This window comes from Psychromicrobium silvestre, from assembly GCF_013408295.1.
Classification (GTDB): Bacteria; Actinomycetota; Actinomycetes; order Actinomycetales; family Micrococcaceae; genus Renibacterium; species Renibacterium silvestre.
The window spans coordinates 1432427-1454548 of sequence record NZ_JACBYQ010000001.1 but is presented as its reverse complement, the minus strand read 5'-3'; the positions used below and the strand labels follow the sequence as shown (position 1 = coordinate 1454548).

Sequence of the window (22122 nt, the reverse complement as noted above, 5' to 3'; positions counted from 1 at the left end):
CCCATATAGTTCCTCCATGACATCACACAATTTGCCAGTGAAATCCCATGAACTTGCGGAGCAGAAGGCGCTCTGGCGCGGGCAGGCCAGTTCGATCCCCGGTTTGCTGGGTGGCAAAGCTGTGTGGGTTCCGCTTGTCCTTGAGCTCCTCAAACAGGTTGGCCAGGGGCATGCAGTTGATCTCGACACGAAACCTAAGTTGTCGTTCGACAACCGAGATGTTCAGCCGCGTCAGGGCGGTGCATCCCCTAGGTCCGATACCGCGACGTGGCGCGAATATTATGGCCTCCTTCGAGGGCTCAGGCTGGTGGAGAACGGCGGAGGCGGACTTCATCTCGCTGCGGCGGGGGTGGAGCTCAGATCTGACCCCACGCCCGAACGTCTTGCAATGATTCTGGCCAGTCGTATTCGGCTGTTCGCAGAGGTCTTGTTGGTGATTGCTGAGGAACCGCTCACGGTCGACAGCGTCGAGGAGCGGATTCAGGTGCTTTACAAGACCTCGGGGCAAAGCAAAGGTGGCATTCGTAGTCGAATGGACTGGCAGGAGGTGCTTGGGCTCATCGAACCTGCGGGCAATCGGCGATGGCAGATCACGTCGTTGGGACGCACGCTGCTTGGCGATCGTTTGATTGTGACGCCCGAAGCCTTCGATGATGGGCATGAGCAGATGGTTGAAATTTCACCGCCCCCTGCTGAGATCGCAGGGCTGCTCGATGAATTCTCAACATCGGCGCGCACGCATGAGTCGCGCAGCACCTACAACATCTGGGTTCCGAGTCCACCGTCGAATCCCAACAAGGTAGAGAATCTGAGAACCGTCATCAATGCTGCATCCGAGAAGATCGAGCGAGAGGAACTATTCTCGTTCATCTGCCAGGCTTTCGGGCTAAAGAGGAGCAGCGTGGAATCTATGTTGCCCTTTATGCGTGCATCGGGGATTCTGGTTGAGGTTGGTCGGGGAGTGTTTGAGGCCACGCCTGCGGCAAGAGCTTGGATCGAGTCGGGTGACGACATTAACTTCGTACGAATCCTCCACGCGAACATGCGGTTTGTTGGTGAAATGATCCGCACTGTCGAGAAAGATGTCACACGAAATGAGATGTATTCAGAAGCATCGGTGTTCGGACTCAATACAGACAAGTGTCGATGGATTGCTAGTTTTCTTCTCAATACCGAGTTGATAGAAGAGCCACGGTATGGGCGTCTTCGGGCGACGCCGCGCGGGTCTGCGCTTCTGGCCGAGCTGCCGCTCGCGGACGTGCCAGATGCCCAGCTGGAAATCAACGATCACGCCCAGGTAGCTCAGCAGGTGAAGGACGTGCATTCCCTCGGGCTGAGCGACGACCTGATCAGGCTCTCAAGGGAACCGCTTTTCGGAGGCCAGGCCTCCGGCCGTGCATTCGAGAACGCAATACGCGATGTCTTTCTGGCCATGGGATTCGAGGCTCGTGTGATTAGTGGGTCTGGCGACACAGATGTCCTCGTTCACTGGAATAATGTTGACGGTTCGCGAACTACAGCGATCGTTGAAGCAAAAGCACGGTCGGTTGGTCATGTCGCCCACACAGACGTCAGCGACGTGGCGATTGAGACGCATAAGAATCGCCACCATGCGAGCCTTGTCGCGATCGTAGGTCCCTCCTTCAGCGGTGAAACGATCAAGAACATGGCTTCACAGAAGGAGTGGGTGCTGCTAGATGCTGAGCGACTGGGCACCCTTGCTGAGACTTCGATTGCTCTAGGGCTTCGACCCTACGAAGTTGGACGTCTGTTCCTTGCCCCCAATGGGCTCTCCGAACTAGACGATCTGCTTGCGGCACGAGGGAGGGAGCTGGATATCGTATCGTTCTTACTCGCCAAACTTACTGAGGAAGAGCGCGAAGCCGGAGAGGCGCTTTCTGCTCGAGATATTTCTAGAGATGGGCGTAGAACTGAACTAGCCCCGAGCGTCGAAGAGATTGTGGTTGCGATTGAAACCATGTCGCAGTTGCAGGTCGACGCGTTGCGGATGGTAGACACGGCAGACGATCCGAAATTCGCAACCTACGTTCTCGGTGACGCGTCGGCCGCAACACGTCGGCTTCGCGCACTCGCAGATGCGATCGAACGGCGGGATAGCAATTCCTTCGCCTGACCTTGGTCGGCATAACGCAAGGTCTGCAGCGGTTCTCCAGCAAGCATGTTTAGGCGTAGCTGAGTCCTGAAAGAGTCGAAGCGATGGTTTCTTGAAACTCTCGGTGTGAGACGTGATCGCAAACTCACTCACGTCGTAGAAGAGGCAGGTAGGATGCGATCTCTCCTTTGTGTTTTCCGCATCATTCAGAGGCGTTCGGTCACGTTAGCTGGTTCGACACCACTCTGTGCTCAATCCCACGCGGAACTCAGCTGTTTAACACGACAACAACACCAGCAAGCCACACCTCTCCCCGAACCCCTAGAAAACGATTGTCTGATTCCCCTGCCGAATAACGCGGTCTTCGGCGTGCCACTGAACGGCACGGGAAAGCACCTCGCGCTCAACATAGGCACCGCGCGCCTGGAGATCAGCAGCAGAGTGGGTGTGATCAACCCGAGTGACATCTTGCTCGATGATAGGTCCCTCGTCGAGGTCTTTCGTGACGTAGTGGGAGGTGGCACCAATGAGTTTCACGCCGCGTTCCTTCGCCTTCCGATAAGGCGCAGCACCGATAAAGGCTGGCAGGAACGAATGATGGATGTTGATCACTGGCACGCCAACATTCTCGAGGAATGAGTCGGAGAGGATCTGCATATACCTGGCGAGCACGACGAAGTCGACATTGCCAGCAAGGAGCTTGACGATCTCGGCCTCGGCAGCGGATTTATCCGCTCCCTGCGATGGCACGTGAAAGAACGGGACGCCGAAGGTGCGGACGTCATCGGCGCTATTGGTGTGGTTCGAGATCACCATCGGGATGGTGACCGGCAGTTCGCCCCCGCGCTGACGCCAGAGTAGTTCAAGCAGGCAGTGATCGGAGGCCGAGGCTAGGATGGCCATCCGTTTGGGGATCGACTGGTCTGTGAGCGTCCACTCCAGCCCGAAGCGACCGAGCGTATTCTCCAGCCCGAGCTCAAGCTCGGGCATTGCTGCGGCGAGATCTGGGCGCTGGAAGACGACTCGTTGGAAGAAAGCGCCGCCGTTCGCGTCGTCGGAGTACTGGTCCAGCGAGAGGATATTGCCCTTGTTGCTGGTGATGAACGTGGTCACGGCAGCCACGATGCCGGGCCGGTCCGGACCATGAAGGACTAGACAGGCATGGTCGCGCAAGAGCTCGGTTCGGGTATTCATCGGGCGGTCTCCTCTGCAAGAGCGGTGAACCGTCCGGCCCACTCGCTGGATGCTTTCAATCCTCCGAAGGTGTAGAAATGCAGCCCAACCGGGCCAGAACTTGGCTCGGCGGCGAGTAAAGCGGACAGATCGGTGACGAAGGTGTCTGGACCGGCGGTGCCCATCAGATTGGTGAGTGAGAAGCCGTACTTTTTCACAATCATCGCGTTCGCACCGATGCCGAAGCGTCGGGCGAAACCGAGCAGACGCCTAATTCCAGCGGGTCCGGGCGTTCCCACCCGGATAGCGCTGTCGATGTCGCGCTCGCGGACCGCGTTGATCCAGGCCAGGACCGGGCTGGTATCGAAGGTGAACTGGGTGAGGATCGTGGCGGTAAGTCCCTGCTGGGAAAGTGCGAGCGATTTATCATCGAGTGCTTGCCAGAGGACGTCCTGGGGGATATCGGGGTGGCCCTCGGGGTAGCCAGCAATCGATACCTCTTTGACGCCGTAGTCGCGCAATAGACCGGTACGAATCACTCCGTAGGAATCCTGATACGGACCTTCCGGGGTCGCCGGATCTCCACCGACGACGAAGACGTGCTCGGTCGCGCCGACGGCCTGCAGCCGGGACAAGAACTCCTCCAACTGGGCGCGTGAGGCGAGCCGCCGGGCCGAGATGTGCGGGACCGGAACAAAGCCGAGTGCACGTACGACCTTCGCGGCATCAACCCGCATTTCGAGATCTTCGGTGCCCAGGAAGGTCACATTGATCTTGGTGCCCGCCGGGATGCTGTCCTTCGCCTCGATCAGTTCGGGAACATCCCGAGCCGTCATCTCCAGCGAGTAGTCGCTGATGAGTTCCAAAGTCGCCTGGCGGTTGGCCGGCGTAATCGATCGTGACACTGATCGAGTCCTTTCATTTATTGTCAATCGCTGAATAGCTAAAGCGCGGCCATTGTCGGAGCGTCCGGTATGTTGCGAGCGCGAACGGGGGAGTTGAGGATGGTGATGCGCCGGGGGTCTGGAGTTGGTGCCCGGTCAACTATGGGCCCTGCTCCAACCGCTCGGACAAAGTCAAGGTGGGCATCGGTGGTGCTGGTGTCGATTCCGGTATCGTGCAGCAGGACGAGACTTGATTCGCTCACCCCGCACCAGCCGAGCACCCCGACCCGGATGAGCGAGTCGAGGGCCTCGGCGTAGCCGTTCCGGGCGAAACTGCCCGCTGAGCCACCGGTGGTGAACAGGATTCGGTACGGTCGCAGCGGTAGCAAACTGCCGTCGGGGTCATTGGCGAATTCGTACGCCCAGCCGCAGCTCCAGACCCGGTCGAACCAGCCCTTGAGCATCGCGGGGAAGCCGAGCCACCACAGGGGGCTAATGATGGCGATCGCGTCTGCCCGCTCAACCCGCGCCTGCTCCTGGCGGATATGCTGAGGCATCTCGCCGCCGTCGAACTGGATATAGTCCCCGGCCGGGAACACCGGGTTGAAGTTCTCCCGGTAGAGATCAGCGACTTCGTAGGTACGGCCCGACTCACGGAGTCCAGCGGTGTACTGCTCAAGAAGTGCCGCACCGAATGAGTCCTCGAGCGGGTGGCAGAACACCACGAGGACGTGTTCGGGAGTGGTCATGTCATGCTCCTTCTGTTCGGGCATCGATTCTGTTTGGGCATCGATACTGTTCAGGCATCGATACTGTTGAGGCATTGAGGTCTTGCTAGCTCTGTTCGGAGGCGAAGGCCGCCGGTTCGGAACTGCCCGCATTGGACGCAGCCGGCGCACCTTTTCGAGGCCCGGACCGCCGCATCAGGATCAGGTAGAGCGGGCAAGTAACGATGAGGCCGACAACCCAGGAAATATCGATTCCGCCGATCGCCGCCGCCACCGGGCCGGTATACATCGGGGTGCCGAGCAGCGGGATCTGCACGGCGATGCCGATGAGGTAGGCGATGATCGCGGGTCGATTGAATCGACCGTACCTCCCGCCGTCCTGTTCGAAGATCGCGGCGAGGTCATACTCTCCGTGTCTAATCACGTAGTAGTCGATCAAGTTGATCGCGGTCCACGGAGTGAGCACGCACAGCAGGATCAGCATGAAGTTGGTGAAATTCGTCAGGAACTCGGCCTGACCGGCGAGCGCCAACATGACGGATACCCCAAAGATCACCACCGAGACGACGATGCGGGCACCGGCACCCGGGGTCCACCGACTGAACAAGGTCTGCCCAACGGCGATCGTCGACAGGGCACCGCAATACACCAGCACGGCAGACTGGGTAACCAGGGAGACGCTAAAAATGATGATGACGGCGACGCTGATCCCGCCGGTCACGGCAGAGAGCCCGCTGACAACGTCGGCGCCGGCGAGTGCCGAGCCCAGCAGAGCACCGAGCGCCATCGGCAGAAAGGCTCCGAGTGACGAGCCCGCATAGGTTGCCCAGAAGGCGGAGCGAACTCCGGTGTCCTTGGGCATATAGCGGGTGTAATCGGAGACGAAGGGGGCGCAGGAAATCATCCACAGAGCGGCTAATGAGACGGTGCCCATGAACCCGATGACCGTGAACACGCCTCCGCTCCAAGTGCCGGCTGGGACCGCGTTGACTCCGAGTGCCCAGATGACCGTGAGAAGCAAGGCTATACCGGCGAAAATGCTCATCAGGCCAGCGAGGCGATGGATCATCTTGTAACCGAAAGCAGCCGCGATGGTGGCAATGACCCCGATGGTCAGGATCCCCGTCGTGCTATTGATCGGAGAGATGGCGGCAATCGCCTGGCCGCCGAGGACCAAGTTTGAGGCGAAGAATCCGACGAAGCTGAAAACCACGATCACGATGACCAGGAGGCTGCCGTAGGAGCCGAACTGGGCCCGGGTTTGAAGCATCTGCGGGATGCCGGTCTGCGGTCCTTGAGCGGCGTGCAGCGATAGCACAATACCACCGACCAGGACGCCGATGAGCAAGGCCAGAGCGGCCATCCACCACGCGAGTCCGTACAGAGTGGTGGCCGTAAATCCGGCGGTCATGGTGACCAGAGTCAAGCCGGTGCCGAACCAGATGGTGAACATCTGACGAGACGTGCCATGCCGTTCATTAATCGGTATGTGTTCGATGGTTCTTGTCTCGATTGCCGAGCGTCCTGCTTTTCTCATTGTCCTACTCCTATACGTCTACGTTGACGGTGTGTGCAGGCAGGCGACCCGCCGAGCATTCACGGAAGCTGGCCTTGGAAAGGCTCCCTCCGCCCAGAGGCGTAGTTCTAGGCGGAGGGAGCCGGCTTGTTTAGACGAAAGGAATCTTGTGGAGACTCGCCTTATGTTCGGTGGTGGGGCTTTTGATGATGAACTCACTGTTCTCAGCCGCCGCAGAGTCGACGACGGCGACGGCGATGTTGCGCTGGAGGCCGAAAGACCACACTGCCCAGCGCACAACGCCGACCTTCTGGCCTGTGGTGGCATCCATTACCGGCCAGAACTCTTCGAACGGCGGCCACGCCGAGGTATCGGAGACCATGCCAATGGTCTTGCGAGCCGGACCGACCTTACGAACCTCCAGCAATGCCTTGCGACCGATGAAGTCATTCTTGTCCAGGTTGAGGAAGCCGCCCAGGCCAGCTTCTAGGAGATCCATATCGGAGTTTGTGCAGTGCTGGCTGTCCAGGATTCCCTGTTCGACGGCACGGAAAATGTTCGGTCCGGTGACCAACATGTCATGCTTACGGCCAGCCTCGCGGACGGCATCCCACGCCTCAACTGCGCGCTCGGTGCCAATCGGGTAGACCTCGTAGCCGGAGCCTTTGCTCCAACCAGTATTAGAGATTACGACGTCGACGCCGGCCAGCTTGGTAACGACGCAATTGAAGCGTTTGAGTGAGCTAAGGTCGGCATCAACGAGTGGGTCCAGTACTTCGGTGGCCTTCGGCCCCTGAACCTGGAAAGGTGCGACATCGGCCTCAGTAACCTGGACGTCGAATTTTCCAGCCAGGGCGAGCCCATAAGCCCATAGGCTGATATCGGCGTCGGAATGCGAGAACCAGACGACGTCCTCGAACGGTCGGAGCACAATGATCTCGGAGAGAATCTTGCCATTCTGGTCGCAGAGTGGGGTGTACTTGCAGCCACCAACCGGCAGCGAAAGCAGGTCTCGAGGTGCAAGATAATCGGCAAATTTCAGTGCGTCCGGTCCGCGGAACTCGGCCTGTCGCTCGGCGCCCACGTCCCATAGCGTCACCCCGTTGAGGAGCGCGTCATACTCGGCTTGCGGGTCGTTATCGTAGACGAACGGCATATAGGTGTGGTTGTAGACGCCCCATTCGAGGCAGCCCTCCGCAATGGTGCGCTCGGCATAAGGGGAGCGACGGGTGTGCGGCCGCAAGGCCTGGCGTTGTGGATTGGACATAACGGTATTCCTCGATTTTCGTTCGGTGGGTATGGGGGTTGTTAGTGCAAAGGTGCGGTGTCGAAATACTCGGTCAGGCGGCTGATGAGGCCATCCCTGGTCTCGGCTACCATGGCAAACTCGAAGTCCATCAGGGCGCCGTTGGCGACGATTTTTGCTGACATCCGCCCTTCGGCAAGCGCGAGGTCTCCGGTCCCAAGCAGGTGGTGCAGCTCGATGGTTACCTCGGTCAGGGCGTCCACGCCCGGCTGGTTGGTCGTGAGGATATCGGCTGGTCCGGTCAGCGTTCGTTCGTGTAGCGGGTCAACAAAGATGCCGTCCTCGGCGAAAAGTTCGGCGATTCTTGAGTTGTCCCCGGCAATCCAGGCATCGCAGATTTTGCGAATAGCGGTGGGCGCATCCATCGTTGGGTATCTCCATTCGGTCACGTGTGCTGCGGCGGTGTTGCGCAGTACATTTAGGTATTGCCAGAAATGCAGTGAAACGAGTTGAGCTTCGCACTAGGCGCGGGATAGGTCTCTGTGAAGCCACGTTCGGCAGGGGGCCTGCGTCGCGTACGTTGAGAGGTTCTTCATGCCGGGTTTCTTTTCTGAAGACTGTTTGGTCCCGCACACCTATCCGGTGTCTACCGCTCTGAGTCACAACTCTCGCGCTTCGCCCGAGGTGCACGCACTGTGCACGCGACCAAAGGCTGCCCCAGTCCGTTGGTCGCGCGACAGGACAGCCTTACTGGGTAAATCAGGAAAGCTGTAACGGGTGAGTAGTATCAACGACGTGCTCGCGATGAGCCAAGCGCTCACCGATGGCACCGGACTAGCGGGGATGGTAACTGTGTTGCGCCGAGTCGCCTCAGGACCCGCGGCATTCGTCGATCTCCGAGGGAGCCTGCTGGCCTCAGCTCCCACCAGGGCACAGTGGCCGCTTCAGGAACTCCGCGCCTGGCAGCCCGGGGTTGAGCAGCTCGGGACGCCGCCTTGTGTGGTGCAACCCGTGATGTTGCAGGGCGATTTGGTGGCACTGCTCGCCGTCCGATCGGATACCGGTCACCACCCGATGTTCCAGGTTGCAGCGGAACTTGCCTCGCTGGAACTTGCCCGGCTCCAGGCGCTGCTGATAGGTAGGAGAGAGCTCGCCGGGCAGGTCTTGGAGGATATTTTTGCCAGCCGGATCCGTGGAGCTGAGGCTCTGGAACGTCTGCATTCGATCGGGATCTCGCTCAGCGACGAGCATCGATACTTGGTGATCGTGGGCCGATCATCCGTGCCGACCGCGAGAATACAGACCCGACCGTCGAATTTGCACTCTCTCCTGTTCGGCAGCGGAGACCCTTATGTTCGCGCCACCATTGAGGACGACGTCGTCCTCGTGGTGCCGGATTCCGATTCGGTGGAGGCAATGGCCAAAATCTTATTGCAGCACCTACGGGAGAAAGATCCGGCGGCCTCGGTGGGAATCGGGCATGCCGTATCTGACCCCTTGACCCTCACCATGAGTTACCACCAGGCGCAAGACGCCGCTAGTCGAGGGGGTCTTCGCCGTGCCCGTCCCTTCAACTTGGGGAATTTATTGCTTGGCCGGGCTAACACGCTGCCCATTCGCGAGCTAGCCACCCACGCGCTGGAGCCGCTGACCGCGCACGATCGCGAGACTGGAGGGGACCTGCTCCATTCGCTCACCGTCTATCTTGAGTGCGATAGTTCGGTTTCGGAAGCATCCACCCGACTTTATGTGCACCGAAACACCCTGCGGTATCGGTTGAACTTGATCACCAAGCTGACCGGCTGGTCCCCGGACACGTTCAATGGCCGGATGCATTTTTGGGTAGCTATCCGCAGCCTGGCCGGTGGCATCGATAGTCTGGTGAAGAATGAGCAGAGGGGAGCTAAGGATGAACAGCGAACAGACCTTTAGGTCGGTTGGGGTGCGCGGAGTCCGCATCGATGCGGCCGATCCAGATGCCGCCCGTGCCTTCTACTCCACCATGACCCGCCACCATGGACAGCGGGAATCCGGTGGCAGTTCGAATGCAGTTCGGGTTGCAACGAAGCCACTCAATCTGAAGGTGCGACGGCGGCCGGGGACTAGTCCGTGGACGATCGCCTTCGGTGTCACCGACTTAGCTGCCGCGGTTTCGGCGTGCCTGGCACTGGGCGCACGGGAACTAGCTAGCTCGGTGGAGGATGACTGGGGGCTCCTGGAAGATCCGCAAGGCGCCCAGTTCGCCGTCGTTCAAGCCGAAGCGGCCGAGAACAGGTCGGTCACGCAGGGGGACATTCCCCTTGCTGACCTCTATACCCGGCACGTCGATGAAGCGACCGCCTTCTATTCCGCGGCGTTCCGGATGGAAGTAGACATCCAGCCCGATGGGCACGCTGACGACCCTTCGTTCGGCGAGCCCATTGACTATGTGAAATTCTGCTCGCAAGGACGGCATCTCGCCGGTGTGATCGACATGAGCTCATTTGTCGATCCGGCGATCCCCGATCAGTGGATACCGTACCTCCACTTCACCGAGGTTGACGCGGGAATTGAGCGAGCGACCGCGCTGGGCGCCTGGGTTGTGGTGCCCAGGATGGAAACCCCGACAGGGGACTACGCCTTACTGCAAGACCCTGGCGGTGCCCTCTTCGGTATTTGGGACGCTCGATCCCTCAGTCTGGACCTGCCAGTTCTGGCGGCGGTGCCCACAACTGAGGACTAGCCTCGAACTTGAGCCATATCGATTGCGGTCCAGGCCAGGGCGGTGGCGGCATCCGTGATGGCGAGTTCGGCGGCAGGCCCCACGCAGTGTGCCGCGAATTCCTTCTGGTGGTTCAAGGCAGGCAGCGAGCCAATACCGATATAGGGGTGAATCGTCGGCACCACGTGGGAGACGTTTCCCATATCGGTGGACACTCGATTCATCTGAACCGCGGAGCCCTCGGTGGCAAAGTGCCGTCCAAGTGCTTCGGCATTTTGCAGATAGGCCGCCAGTGCTGCCTCGTCGACGCGAAGCTCTGCGTAGGGTTCGCTCTCGGGGATGATCTCTAGCTCGCATCCTGTCGCCAGGGCACCAGCCTCGAAACATCTACGCACCTTGGGGGCGATTTCGGCGAGCGCTGCCAGGGTGGGAGCACGAACGTACCAGCGCCCCTCGGTGTGTTCCGGGATCGCATTGGGAGCGTCGCCACCGTTGGTTACAACTCCGTGAACTCGGGCTGTGGAAGGGAGTTGTTGGCGCAGCAATCCGATGGACACCTGGGCAATGGTGAAGGCGTCCGCCGCATTGACTCCGTGCTCGGGAAAGGCAGCCGCGTGCGCAGCCTTCCCGTGGTAGCTCAGGTGGCTGTGGGAGACCGCTACGGATTTCTCTCCGGCCGCGTCCAGGGGTGCCGGATGCGCCATCATTGCTAGGTCTAAACCTTTGAAAGCGCCTCGCTTCAGCATTTCGATCTTGCCACCGCCGCCTTCCTCGGCCGGGGTGCCGTAGACCTCAATGGTGGCGTCGAGTTCATCGGCCAGGGGTGCTAGAGCGATCGCAGCACCTACTGCGATTGCGGCGATGAGGTTGTGCCCGCAGGCGTGGCCTAGACCAGGTAAGGCGTCGTACTCCGCGCACAGGCCAATCCGGAACTGGCCGGTACCGGTCTTCGCGAAGAGAGCGGTTTCCAAACCAAGATATTTGTTGGTGACGGTGAACCCCGATTCAGCGAGGGCTTGGCCCACCCACTCGGCTGCACGGTGCTCTTGCCATGCCGTTTCGGGGTGCGAGTGGATGCGCTCCGAGAGGCCGATGAGTCGTTCTCGTGAAGCCTGAATCGTGGCAGCGGCGGCTTGCTTCATGGTGCTACGCTGCCTGGGATCTCGTAGTGCGGGGCGCTATCGGGGCGCAGCGCGCGGCTCAGATAGTCCTGGCGTTCCGGCAGCCAGAGTTCAAGAAGGCGTCTCAGCTCACTGATCGGTTCCTCACTCCAGTCGACGCGCAGATCCGTCTCGGGCCAGGGTGCATTACGCATCACCGCGAGCCCGGCAGAACGCAAGGGGCCAGCTTCTCCGCCAGCCGCAAGCCCAGCCTCGAGGGCAGCCATTAGACGCAGTTCGAGCTCTCCGGTGCTGGTTTCGAACGCTTCTACTGAGCGGTCAATAACAGCAGGGTCGGCGAGAATATTGCCCGCCGAGACCACCGAGCGGCCCCGCCGTTCGTTGACAATGCCGAGTGCGTGAGTGCCACTGAACATCGCGGATTCCCCCTGCATATTGATCACCGTGAGCTGACGGTGGCCCAGATCGGGAGTGTCCCTGGTGACCCGGTCGATGGCTTGTTCCGGTGACAGGCCTTCGGCCAGGGCATCTAGCAGTTTTACTCCCAGGCGAGGATCGGTCAGGTTCTGTGAGGCAGAGCCACCCACGCCTTGCCTGAGGTGGATGCAGCGTGCGGCCACGGCTGTGCTGGAGGAACTGACTGCCATTCCGACGGCGGTGCCATCCGCACCGAGCACAGAGAATGTCACGATTGCTCCTGTGGGATGACGGCGAACGCGTCGATTTCCACCACCCACTCGGGTCTTGCTAAGCCAGAGACGATAAGTCCTGTTGAAACCGGGTAGGCCCCTTTCGTCCAGCGGCCAATGGTGCGGTAGACAACCTCGCGATAGCGGGGATCGATGAGATAGACCGTGAGCTTGACGAGATGCTCAATGCGGCTGCCGGCTTCCTCAAGCAGCATCTTGATATTGGCCATCGCCTGTTCGGCTTGAGCCTCGACATCACCGATGCCCACCGACTCGTTGGTATCGGGATCCAGTCCAACCTGCCCCCGAACGTAGACGGTATTCCCGGCGACGACGGCCTGGCACAGGTCACTGTCTAGGTTCTGTTCCGGGTAGGCGTCCTTTGTGTTGAAAGGCCGAATGCGGACATGCCCGCCGGCGGTAATGCGGTTACTCATTTCAGACTCCCTAGTGGTTCACGGTTGCGTCCTTGCGCCGGCCATCGAGTCCGACCGGATGCAAGCATCCCCAGTTCATCTCATCAAGCTAAATCTGGCCAACAGATGTAATTGGAGCATTAGAGCGATTTTTCTAATAGCACAGGGAGTGCTTCGGGAAACCGGTTCGCGGCTGCGGGGTATCCAATAAGCCGATTCAAGCGTCCTGGAAAACATGTTGGACAGAACGAAGATCCACCAGTGACGATGCAATAAGCCGAGTTCGCCATTCCATCTCATCGGGGTGAGCTCACTCCCAACCGAAGTCATTCAGTGGAAGGTCGTCATGTCAGAAACAAAGGTCCAGGTCGAAGTTCTGGTCGTAGGTGGCGGTCAAGCAGGCTTAGCCATGAGCGAGCACCTGAGCAGCCACAACATTGATCACCTCGTGCTGGAACGCGATCGCATCGCCGAACGATGGCGGTCGCAAAGGTGGGACTCTCTTGTCGCTAACGGGCCAGCCTGGCACGACCGGATGCCCAGCCTGGAGTTTAAGGATGTGAATCCCGACGGCTTCGCGACGAAGGACCAGGTAGCGGATTACTTCAGCGCCTACGCGGAGAAAATCGCTGCACCGATCCGCTGCGGTGTCGAAGTAACCTCAGTTCAACGGCTGAGAGGTCGAGCCGGTTTTAGGGTCGAAACGACCGACGGGATCCTCGAAGCGCGCTTTGTGGTTGCCGCGACCGGCCCGTTCCAGCGGCCGGTCATCCCACCCGTTATCCCGGAGTCTGCGGGACTGCACCAGATTCACTCCAGCCAGTACCGCAATCCTGGTGAGCTGCCGGCCGGAGCCGTGCTCGTCGTCGGAAGTGGTTCCTCCGGGGTGCAGATAGCAGATGAATTGCATCGATCAGGGCGACAAGTTTACCTTTCGGTCGGACCGCATGAACGCCCACCGCGCAGCTACCGCGGAAGGGATTTAGCTTGGTGGCTGGGCGTACTAGGTAAGTGGGAGGCCGACACTCCGGATCGGGGTGCCGAACATGTCACGATCGCGATTAGCGGCGCACGTGGTGGTCATACGGTGGACCTGCGCACCCTAGCTCATGACGGCGTCGTTCTCCTCGGGCGCACCGAATCATTCGACCGGGGGGTCGCACGTTTCGCACCCGGGATTGCCGATAACATTGCACTCGGTGACGCCGGTTACTTCTCGCTGCTGGACCAGGCCGATGCTTACATCGAGCAGAACGGCCTCGATTTTCCGGAGGAACCGGATGCTTGGCTCAGGGTTCCGACTCCGCAGTGTGTTTCGCATCCGCTCCTCGACCTTGACCTCAACGAGGCTGGGATTAGCACCGTTGTCTGGGCTACCGGCTTCGCCGTTGACTACAGCTGGCTCAAGGTCGATACCTTCGAGGAGAACGGCAGACCCCGGCATAAGCGCGGGGTGGCAGCCGAGCGGGGCGTCTACTTCCTTGGACTACCGTGGTTGTCTCACCGAGGTTCGAGCTTTATCTGGGGCGTGTGGAATGACGCCAAATACGTCGCCGACCGGATAGCAACTCAGAAGGGCTACCTCGCCTATCGGGTCACCGAGGATAGCCAAGCATCCGCCTCCGGGTATCCGGAGCTGCCGATGGCAACCGCAACATAAGAGAAATCGATCTAGTGGAACTATTCTTTGCGCAGCCACCCGGAGGCGCTCTGGTCTACAGTCGCATATGCACGTCCCCACGACGCCGAAGGACAAGGTCTAGCAATGACAATCACCAACCAGAAAATCGACTGGCACGCGCGACGTGATGCCGCCAGCGCCGACGGCAGAGCCGTTATCGACGGCGCCCGCGTCGCCAGCGCCGATGGAAGTAGCTTCACCAGTGTGGATCCGGCCACCGCCCGAAAGATCGCGGAAGTCAGCAATTGCGGCCCTGTCGATATTGACCGAGCGGTCGCGGCGGCCCGTCGTTCCTTCGCGACGGGGGTATGGAGCAGAAGTGGCGCGGTGCAACGAAAGAACGTGTTGCTGCGGTTGGCCGATCTGATCGAAGTTCATACGGACGAACTCGCCCTGCTTGAGTCGATGGACATGGGCAAGCTCGTCTCCGAATCCTCGACGGTCGATGTGCCCTCGGCCGCCGCCACCTTCCGCTGGTACGCCGAACTCGCCGATAAACTCACCGACGAGATCGCCGCTACGCCTCCGGGGTCCACCGCACTTGTCACCCGTGAGGCGCTGGGGGTGGTGGGTGCAATCGTGCCATGGAACTTCCCCCTGGACATCGCCGCCTGGAAGCTCGCGCCCGCACTCGTCATGGGCAATAGCGTGGTGCTCAAGCCCGCGACCGAGTCAAGCCTTACCGCGCTCCTGCTCGGTCAGCTGGCGCTTGAAGCGGGAGTGCCGGACGGCGTACTCAACGTGGTGCCGGGGCCAGGGGCCAGCGCGGGTGAAGCACTAGCCTTGCATCCCGACGTCGACGCCCTGGCCTTTACCGGATCAACCGAGGTTGCCAAACATCTCTTGTCCTGCTCGGCTCGGTCCAATATGAAACGACTCAGCCTCGAGGCGGGGGGAAAGAGCTCAAACCTCATTTTCTCGGACACCGCTGACCTCCTTCTCGCTGCAAAAAAGGCCGCTCACGGTGCCTACTACAATCAGGGTGAGGTCTGCTCGGCCAACTCCAGAATCCTGATTCAAGATGAGATTTACGATGATTTTGTGGCCGCCTTTCTTGAAGCAGCCAAGGCGTATCAGCCGGGTGACCCGATGAGCGCCGAAAGTGGAGCCGGCGCCCTCGTTTCGGCGCGGCATGCCGACAGCGTGGAGAAGGCAATCCAACAAGGCGCCAGTGCGGGCACAGTGCTGGGTGGTGGCGAGCGACTAACAATTGGTGAGTCTCGTGCCTATATCGCCCCCGCCGCTATTGCAGACCTACCGGCGGATCACTTCCTACACCGGGAAGAGATCTTTGGCCCGGTTGCGGTTCTGGCGCGCTTCAAGGACGAGCGGGAGGCCGTCGAAATGGCTAATCGCACTCAGTACGGCCTAGCTGCGTCGGTGTGGACGGCGGATCTCGCGAGGGCCCACCGAGTTTCCTCTCAGCTCGTGGCAGGCACCGTCTCGGTCAATACCGTTGACGCACTCGGGCTCACCACCCCCTTCGGTGGCTTCCGGCAATCGGGCTTCGGGCGAGATCTGTCCAGGCACGCCATCGATAACTATGTTGCTATCAAGACCACCTGGATTCAGCACGGCTGACTGCAAGGGGAGGGGGCGGGCGGCTTGGCCGGGTGGCTTCGCCGGAAGGCGGTGGCCTGATGGCTGGCGGAATGGTGGGTATCAACATCGACAATACTGTGACAGCATGGAAATTAGATCGTTTCTATTGATAGTGCAATGTTCGCCCGGATCCGTCGAAGACAGCGAGATTGCCGCGAGGAGGGAATCCGATGACCGAAGCAAAATTCACGCTCGTCCAGCTTCGCTACTTCGCTACCGCCGCACGACTGGGCAGCATGACCGCCACTTCGCGCGAACTCATGGTCTCCCAATCCGCAATCTCGGCCGCCATCGCCCAACTTGAACGAGAGCTCGACGTTCAACTCCTGCTCCGACAACATGCCAAAGGGTTGACCCTGACGGATGCCGGAGAGCGCTTCTATCGCGAAACCTGCGAGCTCCTGGCGCACAGCGTGGCGCTCGCCGATCTCGCGGTTGAATCCGGACATGGTCTGGCCGGTGACCTCAGCATCGGATGCTTCACGACTCTTGGGCCAATCGAGATGCCCAGGCTTCTCGCTCAACTAGAAGACAGACATCCAGGAATCAACCCCCGGGTGATCGAAGGGGAGCAGCGTGAACTCAAGGACGCGCTGCGGATCGGGAGCTGCGAACTGTCGCTGATGTACCGCTATCGACTCGATGCGGACATCGCGTCTCGACGCGTAGGCACCGCACCGCCGTACGTACTGGTGAGCGCCGACCACCACCTCGCCCAACGAGGCTCGGTCAGCTTGGCAGAGTTGGCTGATGAACCGATGATTCTGCTCGATCTGCCCGACAGCCGCGACTACCTGGCCTCGGTGGTAGCCTCGGCAAATATCGACCCCAGGCCGGGGCCTAGAAGCGCAGGGTTTGAATCGGTCCGGGTGATGGCGGGCCGGGGGCTCGGTTACGCCGTCCTGAATCAGCGCCCGGCACACGATCTCACCTACAGCGGTCAGCGAGTCGTGACGCTTGAGATCGAAGACGATGTTCCCTCGATGGAGATTGTTGTCGCTTGGCTCAAGGGCGTTCGACTCTCCGCGCGGGCCAAAGCGTTCATCCGGGTTGCCATCGAATTGGCTCAGGAGAACCAGGGCATTGGCTGAAATCTGCCTAGATCTGAAAGCAAAGAAGTGCACAGCGGACAAGACAGAATGGACCATGCAATGACCGCAATCATCCTCGACGGCGTCGCTACCGCGGCGGCCGTCAAAGCCGAACTAGCCGAGCGGATCACCGCGCTGAAGGCTCAGGGAATCACTCCCGGACTCGGCACACTGCTGGTCGGTGACGATCCGGGATCCCGCTCCTACGTCGCGGGGAAGCATCGCGACTGTGCGGAGGTCGGTATCGAGTCGATCCGCGTTGACCTGCCTGCCACGGCCAGCAATGCCGAGGTGCGTGCCGCGATCGACGAGCTGAACGCGAATCCGGCGGTCACCGGCTACATTGTGCAGTTGCCCTTGCCCAAAGGTCTCGATGAGCACGCCGCCCTCGAAGCGATCGACCCAGCCAAGGACGCCGACGGTCTGCACCCGACGAATCTTGGCCGCTTGGTACTGGGCATCGAAGGGGAGCTGGATTCTCCGCTGCCCTGCACGCCGGCCGGTATCGTCGAGATATTGCAGCGCTACAACGTGCCGATCAGTGGCAAACAGGTCACGGTGGTCGGTCGCGGCCTGACCGTCGGGCGTCCACTCGGGTTGCTGTTTACCCGCAAGGGTCTGGATGCCACGGTTACGCTGACTCATTCCCGTACCGTCGACTTGGCCGCCGAGGTGCGCCGAGCGGACATTGTGGTGGCCGCAGTGGGGGTTGCTCACCTCATCAAAGCCGAGTGGATCAAGCCCGGCGCGGCCGTGCTCGATGTGGGGATCACTCGCGTTCAGAATATTGAAACCGGCAAAGGAAAGTTGACCGGGGACGTCGATCCCGCCGTCGTATCCGTGGCAGGCTACCTCTCGCCGAACCCTGGCGGCGTCGGCCCGATGACCCGCGCCATGCTCCTGAGCAATGTGGTCGATGCGGCCGAGCGCGCACTCGTGCGCTAGTGATCCGGTGAGGATAATTCCAGACCCAGCATCCTCCTAGCGGTCAATATCCTAAACAGAAACTGTCCGACCCGTGCTGCGGCCTAGGAACCCGAGCATTAGAGCAGCCACTTCATCGAGGTGCGACTCGAGAAGGAAATGGCCGCCGTCGAGGAGTTCGATCTGGGCGCTTGCAAGGTCCTTTGTGAATGCCTGGGCGCCCGCTGGGCCGAAAATCTCGTCGTTCCTACCCCACACGGCCAGCAGCGGTACCTGGCTTGCCCGGAAGGTCGCCTGGACGGCAGGGTAGAGCGACACGTTCGATGGGTAGTCCGCATACAGGGCGAGCTGCACCTCAGGATTGCCAGGGCGGTTCACCTGGGCGTCGTCAAACGAGCAGAGATTGGCGACGAGGGTCTCCGATGGGCAATGGATGGCCGCGCCGAAGTTCTCCCGCTTGCGCGAGTCGTTGAGGAGTGGTCCAGAGTAACCCGTGATCTGCCGGGTCGCCTCCGGCCGTGCGCCAACCTCGAATGCAATAAGTTTCTGATCGACCACAGCCGACCAAACACCGCGCGTTGGTGCTCGATGGCAGACTGCGGCAATCGGCTCAAGGCGCGCCGGCACCAGGCCAGGTTGATCTCGGGCAATAAAGCCTGATCGTAAGAGTTTGATTCAAGGCCATTAACGCACTCTGGAACCACCAGGAACCGGTTCGCTGAAGGCGTTGCGATAGGCGAGCGGCGTGGTTCCCACGGCCGATCGGAATTTTGCCCGGAAGTTCGCGGCAGAACCGAATCCGGTTTGGTGGGCTATTCGTTCAACCGGGTGACGAGTGGTTTCTAGCAGGGATTGCGCTTGCCGGATGCGAGCCTGGGCAAGCCATTGCAGTGGGGTCAGCTGAGTCTGATCCCGGAATCGTCGGTTCAGGGTGCGGGTGCTGAGCTTGGCCTGGGCAGCAATCTCCTCCAAGGTGAGCGGTCGGTGCGAGTTACGCTCAATCCATTCCAGGGTTGGAGCCAGGGTCGCCTGATCTGAACCAAGGGTGCGGTGATTGATGTATTGCGCTTGGCCGCCTTCCCTGGCTAGCGGCATCACTGCAGCCCGAGCGGCGTCCATGGCTACAGCCGATCCAAAGTCGAGCCGGATCAGATGTAGGCACATATCGATTCCCGCCGCCGCTCCCGCCGAGGTGAGGAGCTGGCCGTTATCGACGTAGAGGACCGCCGGGTCAACGTCAATACTTGGATGTAACTGCGCGAGAGCCGCCGCGGCACGCCAATGTGTGGTCGCCTTCTTGCCATCCAATAGTCCGGTTGCGGCGAGAGTCAGTGCGCCAACGCAGATCGATGCAATCCTGGTTCCCGCACGGTAGGCATCATGGAGGGCGGCCGATACCTGCGCAGGGAGGGCTGCCTCCGGATCGTGTAGACCGGGCACGATGATGGTGTCCGCCGTAGCAAGAGCCTCCAGTCCTTGCGGAACAGCGATGGACATTGGTCCGGCCTTAACTAGGGGGGAGGGCCCGGCGACAATCACCTGATAGGCGGGGCGGCCATCGGGGAGTCTGGCCCGTCCGAAGACCTCGACAGGTGTGGCTAGGTCGAAGGCGATAACATCATCGAGGGCAAGAACCGCCACTGTGTGCATGGCAAGAATAATACCGTGCAATCTTCTTCGGAATTGATTCGTAGAGCGAAAGATCCCAGAGATTAAAAGGAATTCAGCAGATGGCTAAATCATTGCGAATATTGGCATTATTGCCACTGGTTGCAGGGTAAAGGACTACGTAGTCTGGGGATACTCCCACTCAGAAAGGTGTCCTGTGCTCGCTCAAATTGTTCTCTTTGATGGCTTCGATCCGCTCGATGTTGTCGCTCCCTTCGAGGTGCTCGCGGCCGGAAGCGACGCGCTCGGAGGCACTCTCGACGTCAAGCTAGTCTCAGCGGAGGGATCGCGCACGGTTGTCAGCGGTACCCGTGGGCTCACTCTCGAGGCGAGCGCAAGCCTCGATCCGTCGTCGTCCGGGATCATTGTGGTGCCCGGTGCCTCGGGACCAATCAACGCAGACCCGGAAGAAGTCGATACGATCCCAGTTTTGCTGGCTCGAGTGGGGGAGACGCCGCTTCCCGCTCTCATCACGCAGGCGCTGGCGAACCCGGAGATCACGGTAGCCACCGTCTGTGGCGGATCCCTCGCCCTAGCAATGGCCGGAGTGCTTGAGGGGCGCAACGCGGTGACCCACTTTCAGGGTATGGATGTGCTCGATGCCACCGGGGTTAATGCCATTGATGCTCGGGTGGTCGACGACGGCAATCTCGTCACCGCGGCCGGCGTCACCTCTGGTCTCGATCTGGGTCTGTACCTGCTCGAACGGCAGTTTGGACCCCGGATTGCACTCTCGGTGGAACAACTTTTTCAATATGAACGCCGTGGCGTGGTCTGGCGCAATACCGGCGCAGAACCGCTTGCCGTCTGATCCAAAGTCTCAACAGAAAGCTGCATTATGACTATCCTCGGAACCTGGAAACTAGCTATCTCTACGCCTATCGGTCGCATTCCCGTCAGTGTGGAATTCACCGAGTTGGACGGCGCTCTGCAGGGCTCCGCGCACAGCCGCACTGAAGCCGTTGCGCTCCGTCAGATCAACGCGAGCTTAACCCCTGAGGGCGAACGCGTCACCTGGTCTCAGTCAATCACTAAGCCCTTGCGGCTAAACCTGGAGTTCGACGTCACAGTCTCCGGCGACAGCCTCAACGGCTTCTCTAAGGCGGGGAAGCTTCCGCGATCGACGGTCACCGGAGAGCGTTTATCCTGAGTGTGATTGTATTTGAGTTCCTCGCATGATTCGAGCCGCGAGCGTGAGAATCATTGACTCCGGCAAGCGGGAACCAAGGCGGGCAACGAAAGCGTTCAACCGACCGTCCACGACGGAAGCCTTGCGTGAGTCGAGCGCCTTGAGCGCGGTGGTCACCACCTGCGCGGGAGTCCGCATTTTGCCGAGCGGAGAGCTCTGACCGGCTGTCATGGGTGTTTCGGTTGGTCCGGGACAAAGCGCAAAGATTCGGACGCCGGTATCCGCATTCTCGGCGCTGAGCGCCTGGGTGAAAGAGAGTACAAAGGCCGCACTAGCGGTGCGTCCGGCCATGTAGGGTGCGGGTTGGAATGCTCCGGTGCCCGCGATATTGATGATCACCCCTCCGCCGCGGGAGACCATGGCGGGAAGGAAGCGGACGGTGTTCTCCATGACCGCTTTGACGTTGAGGTTCACCAGCTCATCGGTGTCGTCCGGGTCCATTTCGACGGCCGGGCCAATAGAGCTGAACCCGGCGTTATTGACCAGGAAGTCCACCTGAAGCCCCTGCTCGGTGACGAATTGGGAAAGGCGCTTTGAGGCATCGGGACTGGAGAGGTCCAGCTTTTCGGTATGGACTTCTACCTGGTACTTCTCCCGAAGAGAGGCGGCGAGCGCCTCTAGTTTCTCGATCGATCGCGCAACGAGTATTAAATTTGCGCCACGGGACGCTAATTGCTCGGCGAATTCTGCGCCAATTCCCGATGATGCTCCGGTGATAAGAGCTGTTTGACCGGTAATAACAGAGGGCTTAAAGGACGGTGGTTGCGGGTGCATGAGCACTCCTCAATTCTGATCGGACCGCGTCGTCCGCAGCCCTCTTAATAGGACGTCGAGATACTGCTCGCGCTTCGTCGTCGGCAGATCTTTTGTTGCGAGGTGCATGCCGTTGAGCAGACGGCGGATGTCATCGGGGGTGATGTCGGGTCTGAGCGCCCCGGCCTGCCGGGCACGGACGATAATCGTTCCGATGCTGCCGAAGAGCTCGAGCGCAAAGTCATGCATGTCGGCACATTCGAAGCTGGGGGCTGCCAGGATTGCCGCCAGTCCGGGGTCTTCTAGTTGGCCATCGAATCCTGCTCGGATGATCCTTTCGAAGGCCAGCGATCCGTCCGGTTCATTCGAGGCGGCCTGAGCCTCGGTGACGAGTTTGGCGAAGCTATCGGCGGCTAGGGATTCGAGGAGCACCTGGATGGTGGGAAAGTGTCGATACACGGTTCCAACCCCAACCCCAGCGGCATGCGCCAGAGCGTTCATAGACAGCAGTGCGCCGTCGTCCAACAGCATCTGCCGCGCGGTCTCAAGGATCTGCGTTCTATTGCGAGCAGAGTCTGCGCGCAGGTTTGTCGGACGGGCGAGAAGCGAGGATTCGGGCATGCTGGT

General features: G+C 60.3%; 23 protein-coding genes. 10 read left to right on the top strand and 13 right to left on the bottom strand.

Annotated features, from left to right (window positions below; translation table 11 throughout):
- Positions 1–16 precede the first annotated feature (16 nt).
- Positions 17–2134: a restriction endonuclease gene (locus FHU41_RS06835; protein WP_179388828.1), complete on the top strand. Its 2118-nt coding sequence runs from the start codon at positions 17–19 to the stop codon at positions 2132–2134.
- Positions 2135–2434: 300 nt separating this feature from the next.
- On the opposite strand, the gene purU is transcribed toward FHU41_RS06835, so the two are convergent.
- The 6 genes from purU to FHU41_RS06805 all read right to left on the bottom strand — a co-directional run bounded on the left by purU (position 2435) and on the right by FHU41_RS06805 (position 8085).
- Positions 2435–3307: a formyltetrahydrofolate deformylase gene (gene purU, locus FHU41_RS06830; protein WP_179388827.1), complete on the bottom strand. Its 873-nt coding sequence runs from the start codon at positions 3305–3307 to the stop codon at positions 2435–2437.
- Positions 3304–4191 (bottom strand): methylenetetrahydrofolate reductase, encoded by an 888-nt coding sequence (locus FHU41_RS06825; protein WP_343046263.1) that lies wholly within the window; start codon positions 4189–4191, stop codon positions 3304–3306. The genes purU and FHU41_RS06825 overlap by 4 nt, the downstream gene beginning before the upstream one ends.
- 38 nt (positions 4192–4229) lie before the next feature.
- The gene (locus FHU41_RS06820; protein WP_179388826.1) at positions 4230–4919 is read right to left on the bottom strand and encodes an NAD(P)H-dependent oxidoreductase; all 690 of its coding nucleotides are present in this window, start codon (positions 4917–4919) and stop codon (positions 4230–4232) included.
- Positions 4920–5004: 85 nt separating this feature from the next.
- On the bottom strand, positions 5005–6435 hold the full coding sequence (locus FHU41_RS06815; protein ID WP_179388825.1) for a purine-cytosine permease family protein: 1431 nt from the start codon (positions 6433–6435) through the stop codon (positions 5005–5007).
- Between the two features lie 130 nt (positions 6436–6565).
- Positions 6566–7681, bottom strand: a complete 1116-nt coding sequence (locus FHU41_RS06810; protein ID WP_179388824.1) for a glycine cleavage T C-terminal barrel domain-containing protein — start codon at positions 7679–7681, stop codon at positions 6566–6568.
- 41 nt (positions 7682–7722) lie between these two features.
- Positions 7723–8085 (bottom strand): nuclear transport factor 2 family protein, encoded by a 363-nt coding sequence (locus FHU41_RS06805; protein WP_179388823.1) that lies wholly within the window; start codon positions 8083–8085, stop codon positions 7723–7725.
- A 352-nt stretch (positions 8086–8437) separates the two neighbouring features.
- Between FHU41_RS06805 and FHU41_RS06800 the strand changes: the two genes are divergently transcribed.
- Positions 8438–9592, top strand: a complete 1155-nt coding sequence (locus FHU41_RS06800) for a helix-turn-helix domain-containing protein (RefSeq protein WP_179388822.1) — start codon at positions 8438–8440, stop codon at positions 9590–9592.
- A complete protein-coding gene (locus FHU41_RS06795) occupies positions 9570–10382 on the top strand; it encodes a VOC family protein (protein ID WP_179388821.1) in 813 nt (270 codons plus the stop codon). Before FHU41_RS06800 ends, FHU41_RS06795 begins: the two co-directional genes overlap by 23 nt.
- On the opposite strand, the gene FHU41_RS06790 is transcribed toward FHU41_RS06795, so the two are convergent.
- From FHU41_RS06790 to FHU41_RS06780, 3 genes are read right to left on the bottom strand one after another with little or no spacing between them, the layout of a single operon-like run.
- On the bottom strand, positions 10379–11503 hold the full coding sequence (locus tag FHU41_RS06790; RefSeq protein ID WP_179388820.1) for a M20 family metallopeptidase: 1125 nt from the start codon (positions 11501–11503) through the stop codon (positions 10379–10381). The genes FHU41_RS06795 and FHU41_RS06790 overlap by 4 nt on opposite strands.
- Positions 11500–12171: a DUF1028 domain-containing protein gene (locus FHU41_RS06785; RefSeq protein WP_179388819.1), complete on the bottom strand. Its 672-nt coding sequence runs from the start codon at positions 12169–12171 to the stop codon at positions 11500–11502. Before FHU41_RS06785 ends, FHU41_RS06790 begins: the two co-directional genes overlap by 4 nt.
- Positions 12168–12608 carry a RidA family protein gene (locus FHU41_RS06780; RefSeq protein WP_179388818.1) on the bottom strand — a complete coding sequence of 147 codons (441 nt, stop codon included), beginning with the start codon at positions 12606–12608 and terminating at the stop codon, positions 12168–12170. The genes FHU41_RS06785 and FHU41_RS06780 overlap by 4 nt, the downstream gene beginning before the upstream one ends.
- Positions 12609–12933: 325 nt before the next feature.
- On the opposite strand from FHU41_RS06780, the gene FHU41_RS06775 reads away from it, so the two are divergent.
- From FHU41_RS06775 to FHU41_RS06760, 4 genes are all read left to right on the top strand, one after another.
- Entirely contained in the window at positions 12934–14247 is a 1314-nt protein-coding gene (locus FHU41_RS06775; RefSeq protein WP_179388817.1) for a flavin-containing monooxygenase, read from the top strand.
- A gap of 105 nt (positions 14248–14352) precedes the next feature.
- Entirely contained in the window at positions 14353–15849 is a 1497-nt protein-coding gene (locus tag FHU41_RS06770; RefSeq protein ID WP_179388816.1) for an aldehyde dehydrogenase family protein, read from the top strand.
- 191 nt (positions 15850–16040) lie between these two features.
- Positions 16041–16961, top strand: coding sequence for a LysR substrate-binding domain-containing protein (locus FHU41_RS06765; RefSeq protein ID WP_179388815.1), 921 nt, complete (start codon positions 16041–16043; stop codon positions 16959–16961).
- Between the two features lie 60 nt (positions 16962–17021).
- Positions 17022–17906 (top strand): bifunctional methylenetetrahydrofolate dehydrogenase/methenyltetrahydrofolate cyclohydrolase, encoded by an 885-nt coding sequence (locus FHU41_RS06760; protein ID WP_179388814.1) that lies wholly within the window; start codon positions 17022–17024, stop codon positions 17904–17906.
- A 51-nt stretch (positions 17907–17957) separates the two neighbouring features.
- On the opposite strand, the gene FHU41_RS15075 is transcribed toward FHU41_RS06760, so the two are convergent.
- Positions 17958–18443, bottom strand: coding sequence for an alpha/beta fold hydrolase (locus FHU41_RS15075; RefSeq protein WP_246279444.1), 486 nt, complete (start codon positions 18441–18443; stop codon positions 17958–17960).
- On the opposite strand from FHU41_RS15075, the gene FHU41_RS15490 reads away from it, so the two are divergent.
- The gene (locus FHU41_RS15490; protein ID WP_425503278.1) at positions 18384–18545 is read left to right on the top strand and encodes a CGNR zinc finger domain-containing protein; all 162 of its coding nucleotides are present in this window, start codon (positions 18384–18386) and stop codon (positions 18543–18545) included. The genes FHU41_RS15075 and FHU41_RS15490 overlap by 60 nt on opposite strands.
- A gap of 24 nt (positions 18546–18569) precedes the next feature.
- On the opposite strand, the gene FHU41_RS06750 is transcribed toward FHU41_RS15490, so the two are convergent.
- Positions 18570–19535, bottom strand: coding sequence for a GlxA family transcriptional regulator (locus FHU41_RS06750; RefSeq protein WP_179388812.1), 966 nt, complete (start codon positions 19533–19535; stop codon positions 18570–18572).
- Positions 19536–19710: 175 nt separating this feature from the next.
- Between FHU41_RS06750 and FHU41_RS06745 the strand changes: the two genes are divergently transcribed.
- Both FHU41_RS06745 and FHU41_RS06740 read left to right on the top strand, forming a co-directional pair.
- Positions 19711–20364 (top strand): DJ-1/PfpI family protein, encoded by a 654-nt coding sequence (locus tag FHU41_RS06745; RefSeq protein WP_179388811.1) that lies wholly within the window; start codon positions 19711–19713, stop codon positions 20362–20364.
- Between the two features lie 27 nt (positions 20365–20391).
- On the top strand, positions 20392–20703 hold the full coding sequence (locus tag FHU41_RS06740; RefSeq protein WP_179388810.1) for a hypothetical protein: 312 nt from the start codon (positions 20392–20394) through the stop codon (positions 20701–20703).
- Here FHU41_RS06740 and FHU41_RS06735 read toward each other — a convergent pair.
- Positions 20695–21516, bottom strand: coding sequence for an SDR family NAD(P)-dependent oxidoreductase (locus FHU41_RS06735; RefSeq protein WP_179388809.1), 822 nt, complete (start codon positions 21514–21516; stop codon positions 20695–20697). The genes FHU41_RS06740 and FHU41_RS06735 overlap by 9 nt on opposite strands.
- Before the next feature lie 9 nt (positions 21517–21525).
- Positions 21526–22116 carry a TetR/AcrR family transcriptional regulator gene (locus tag FHU41_RS06730; RefSeq protein WP_179388808.1) on the bottom strand — a complete coding sequence of 197 codons (591 nt, stop codon included), beginning with the start codon at positions 22114–22116 and terminating at the stop codon, positions 21526–21528.
- Positions 22117–22122: the final 6 nt, after the last annotated feature.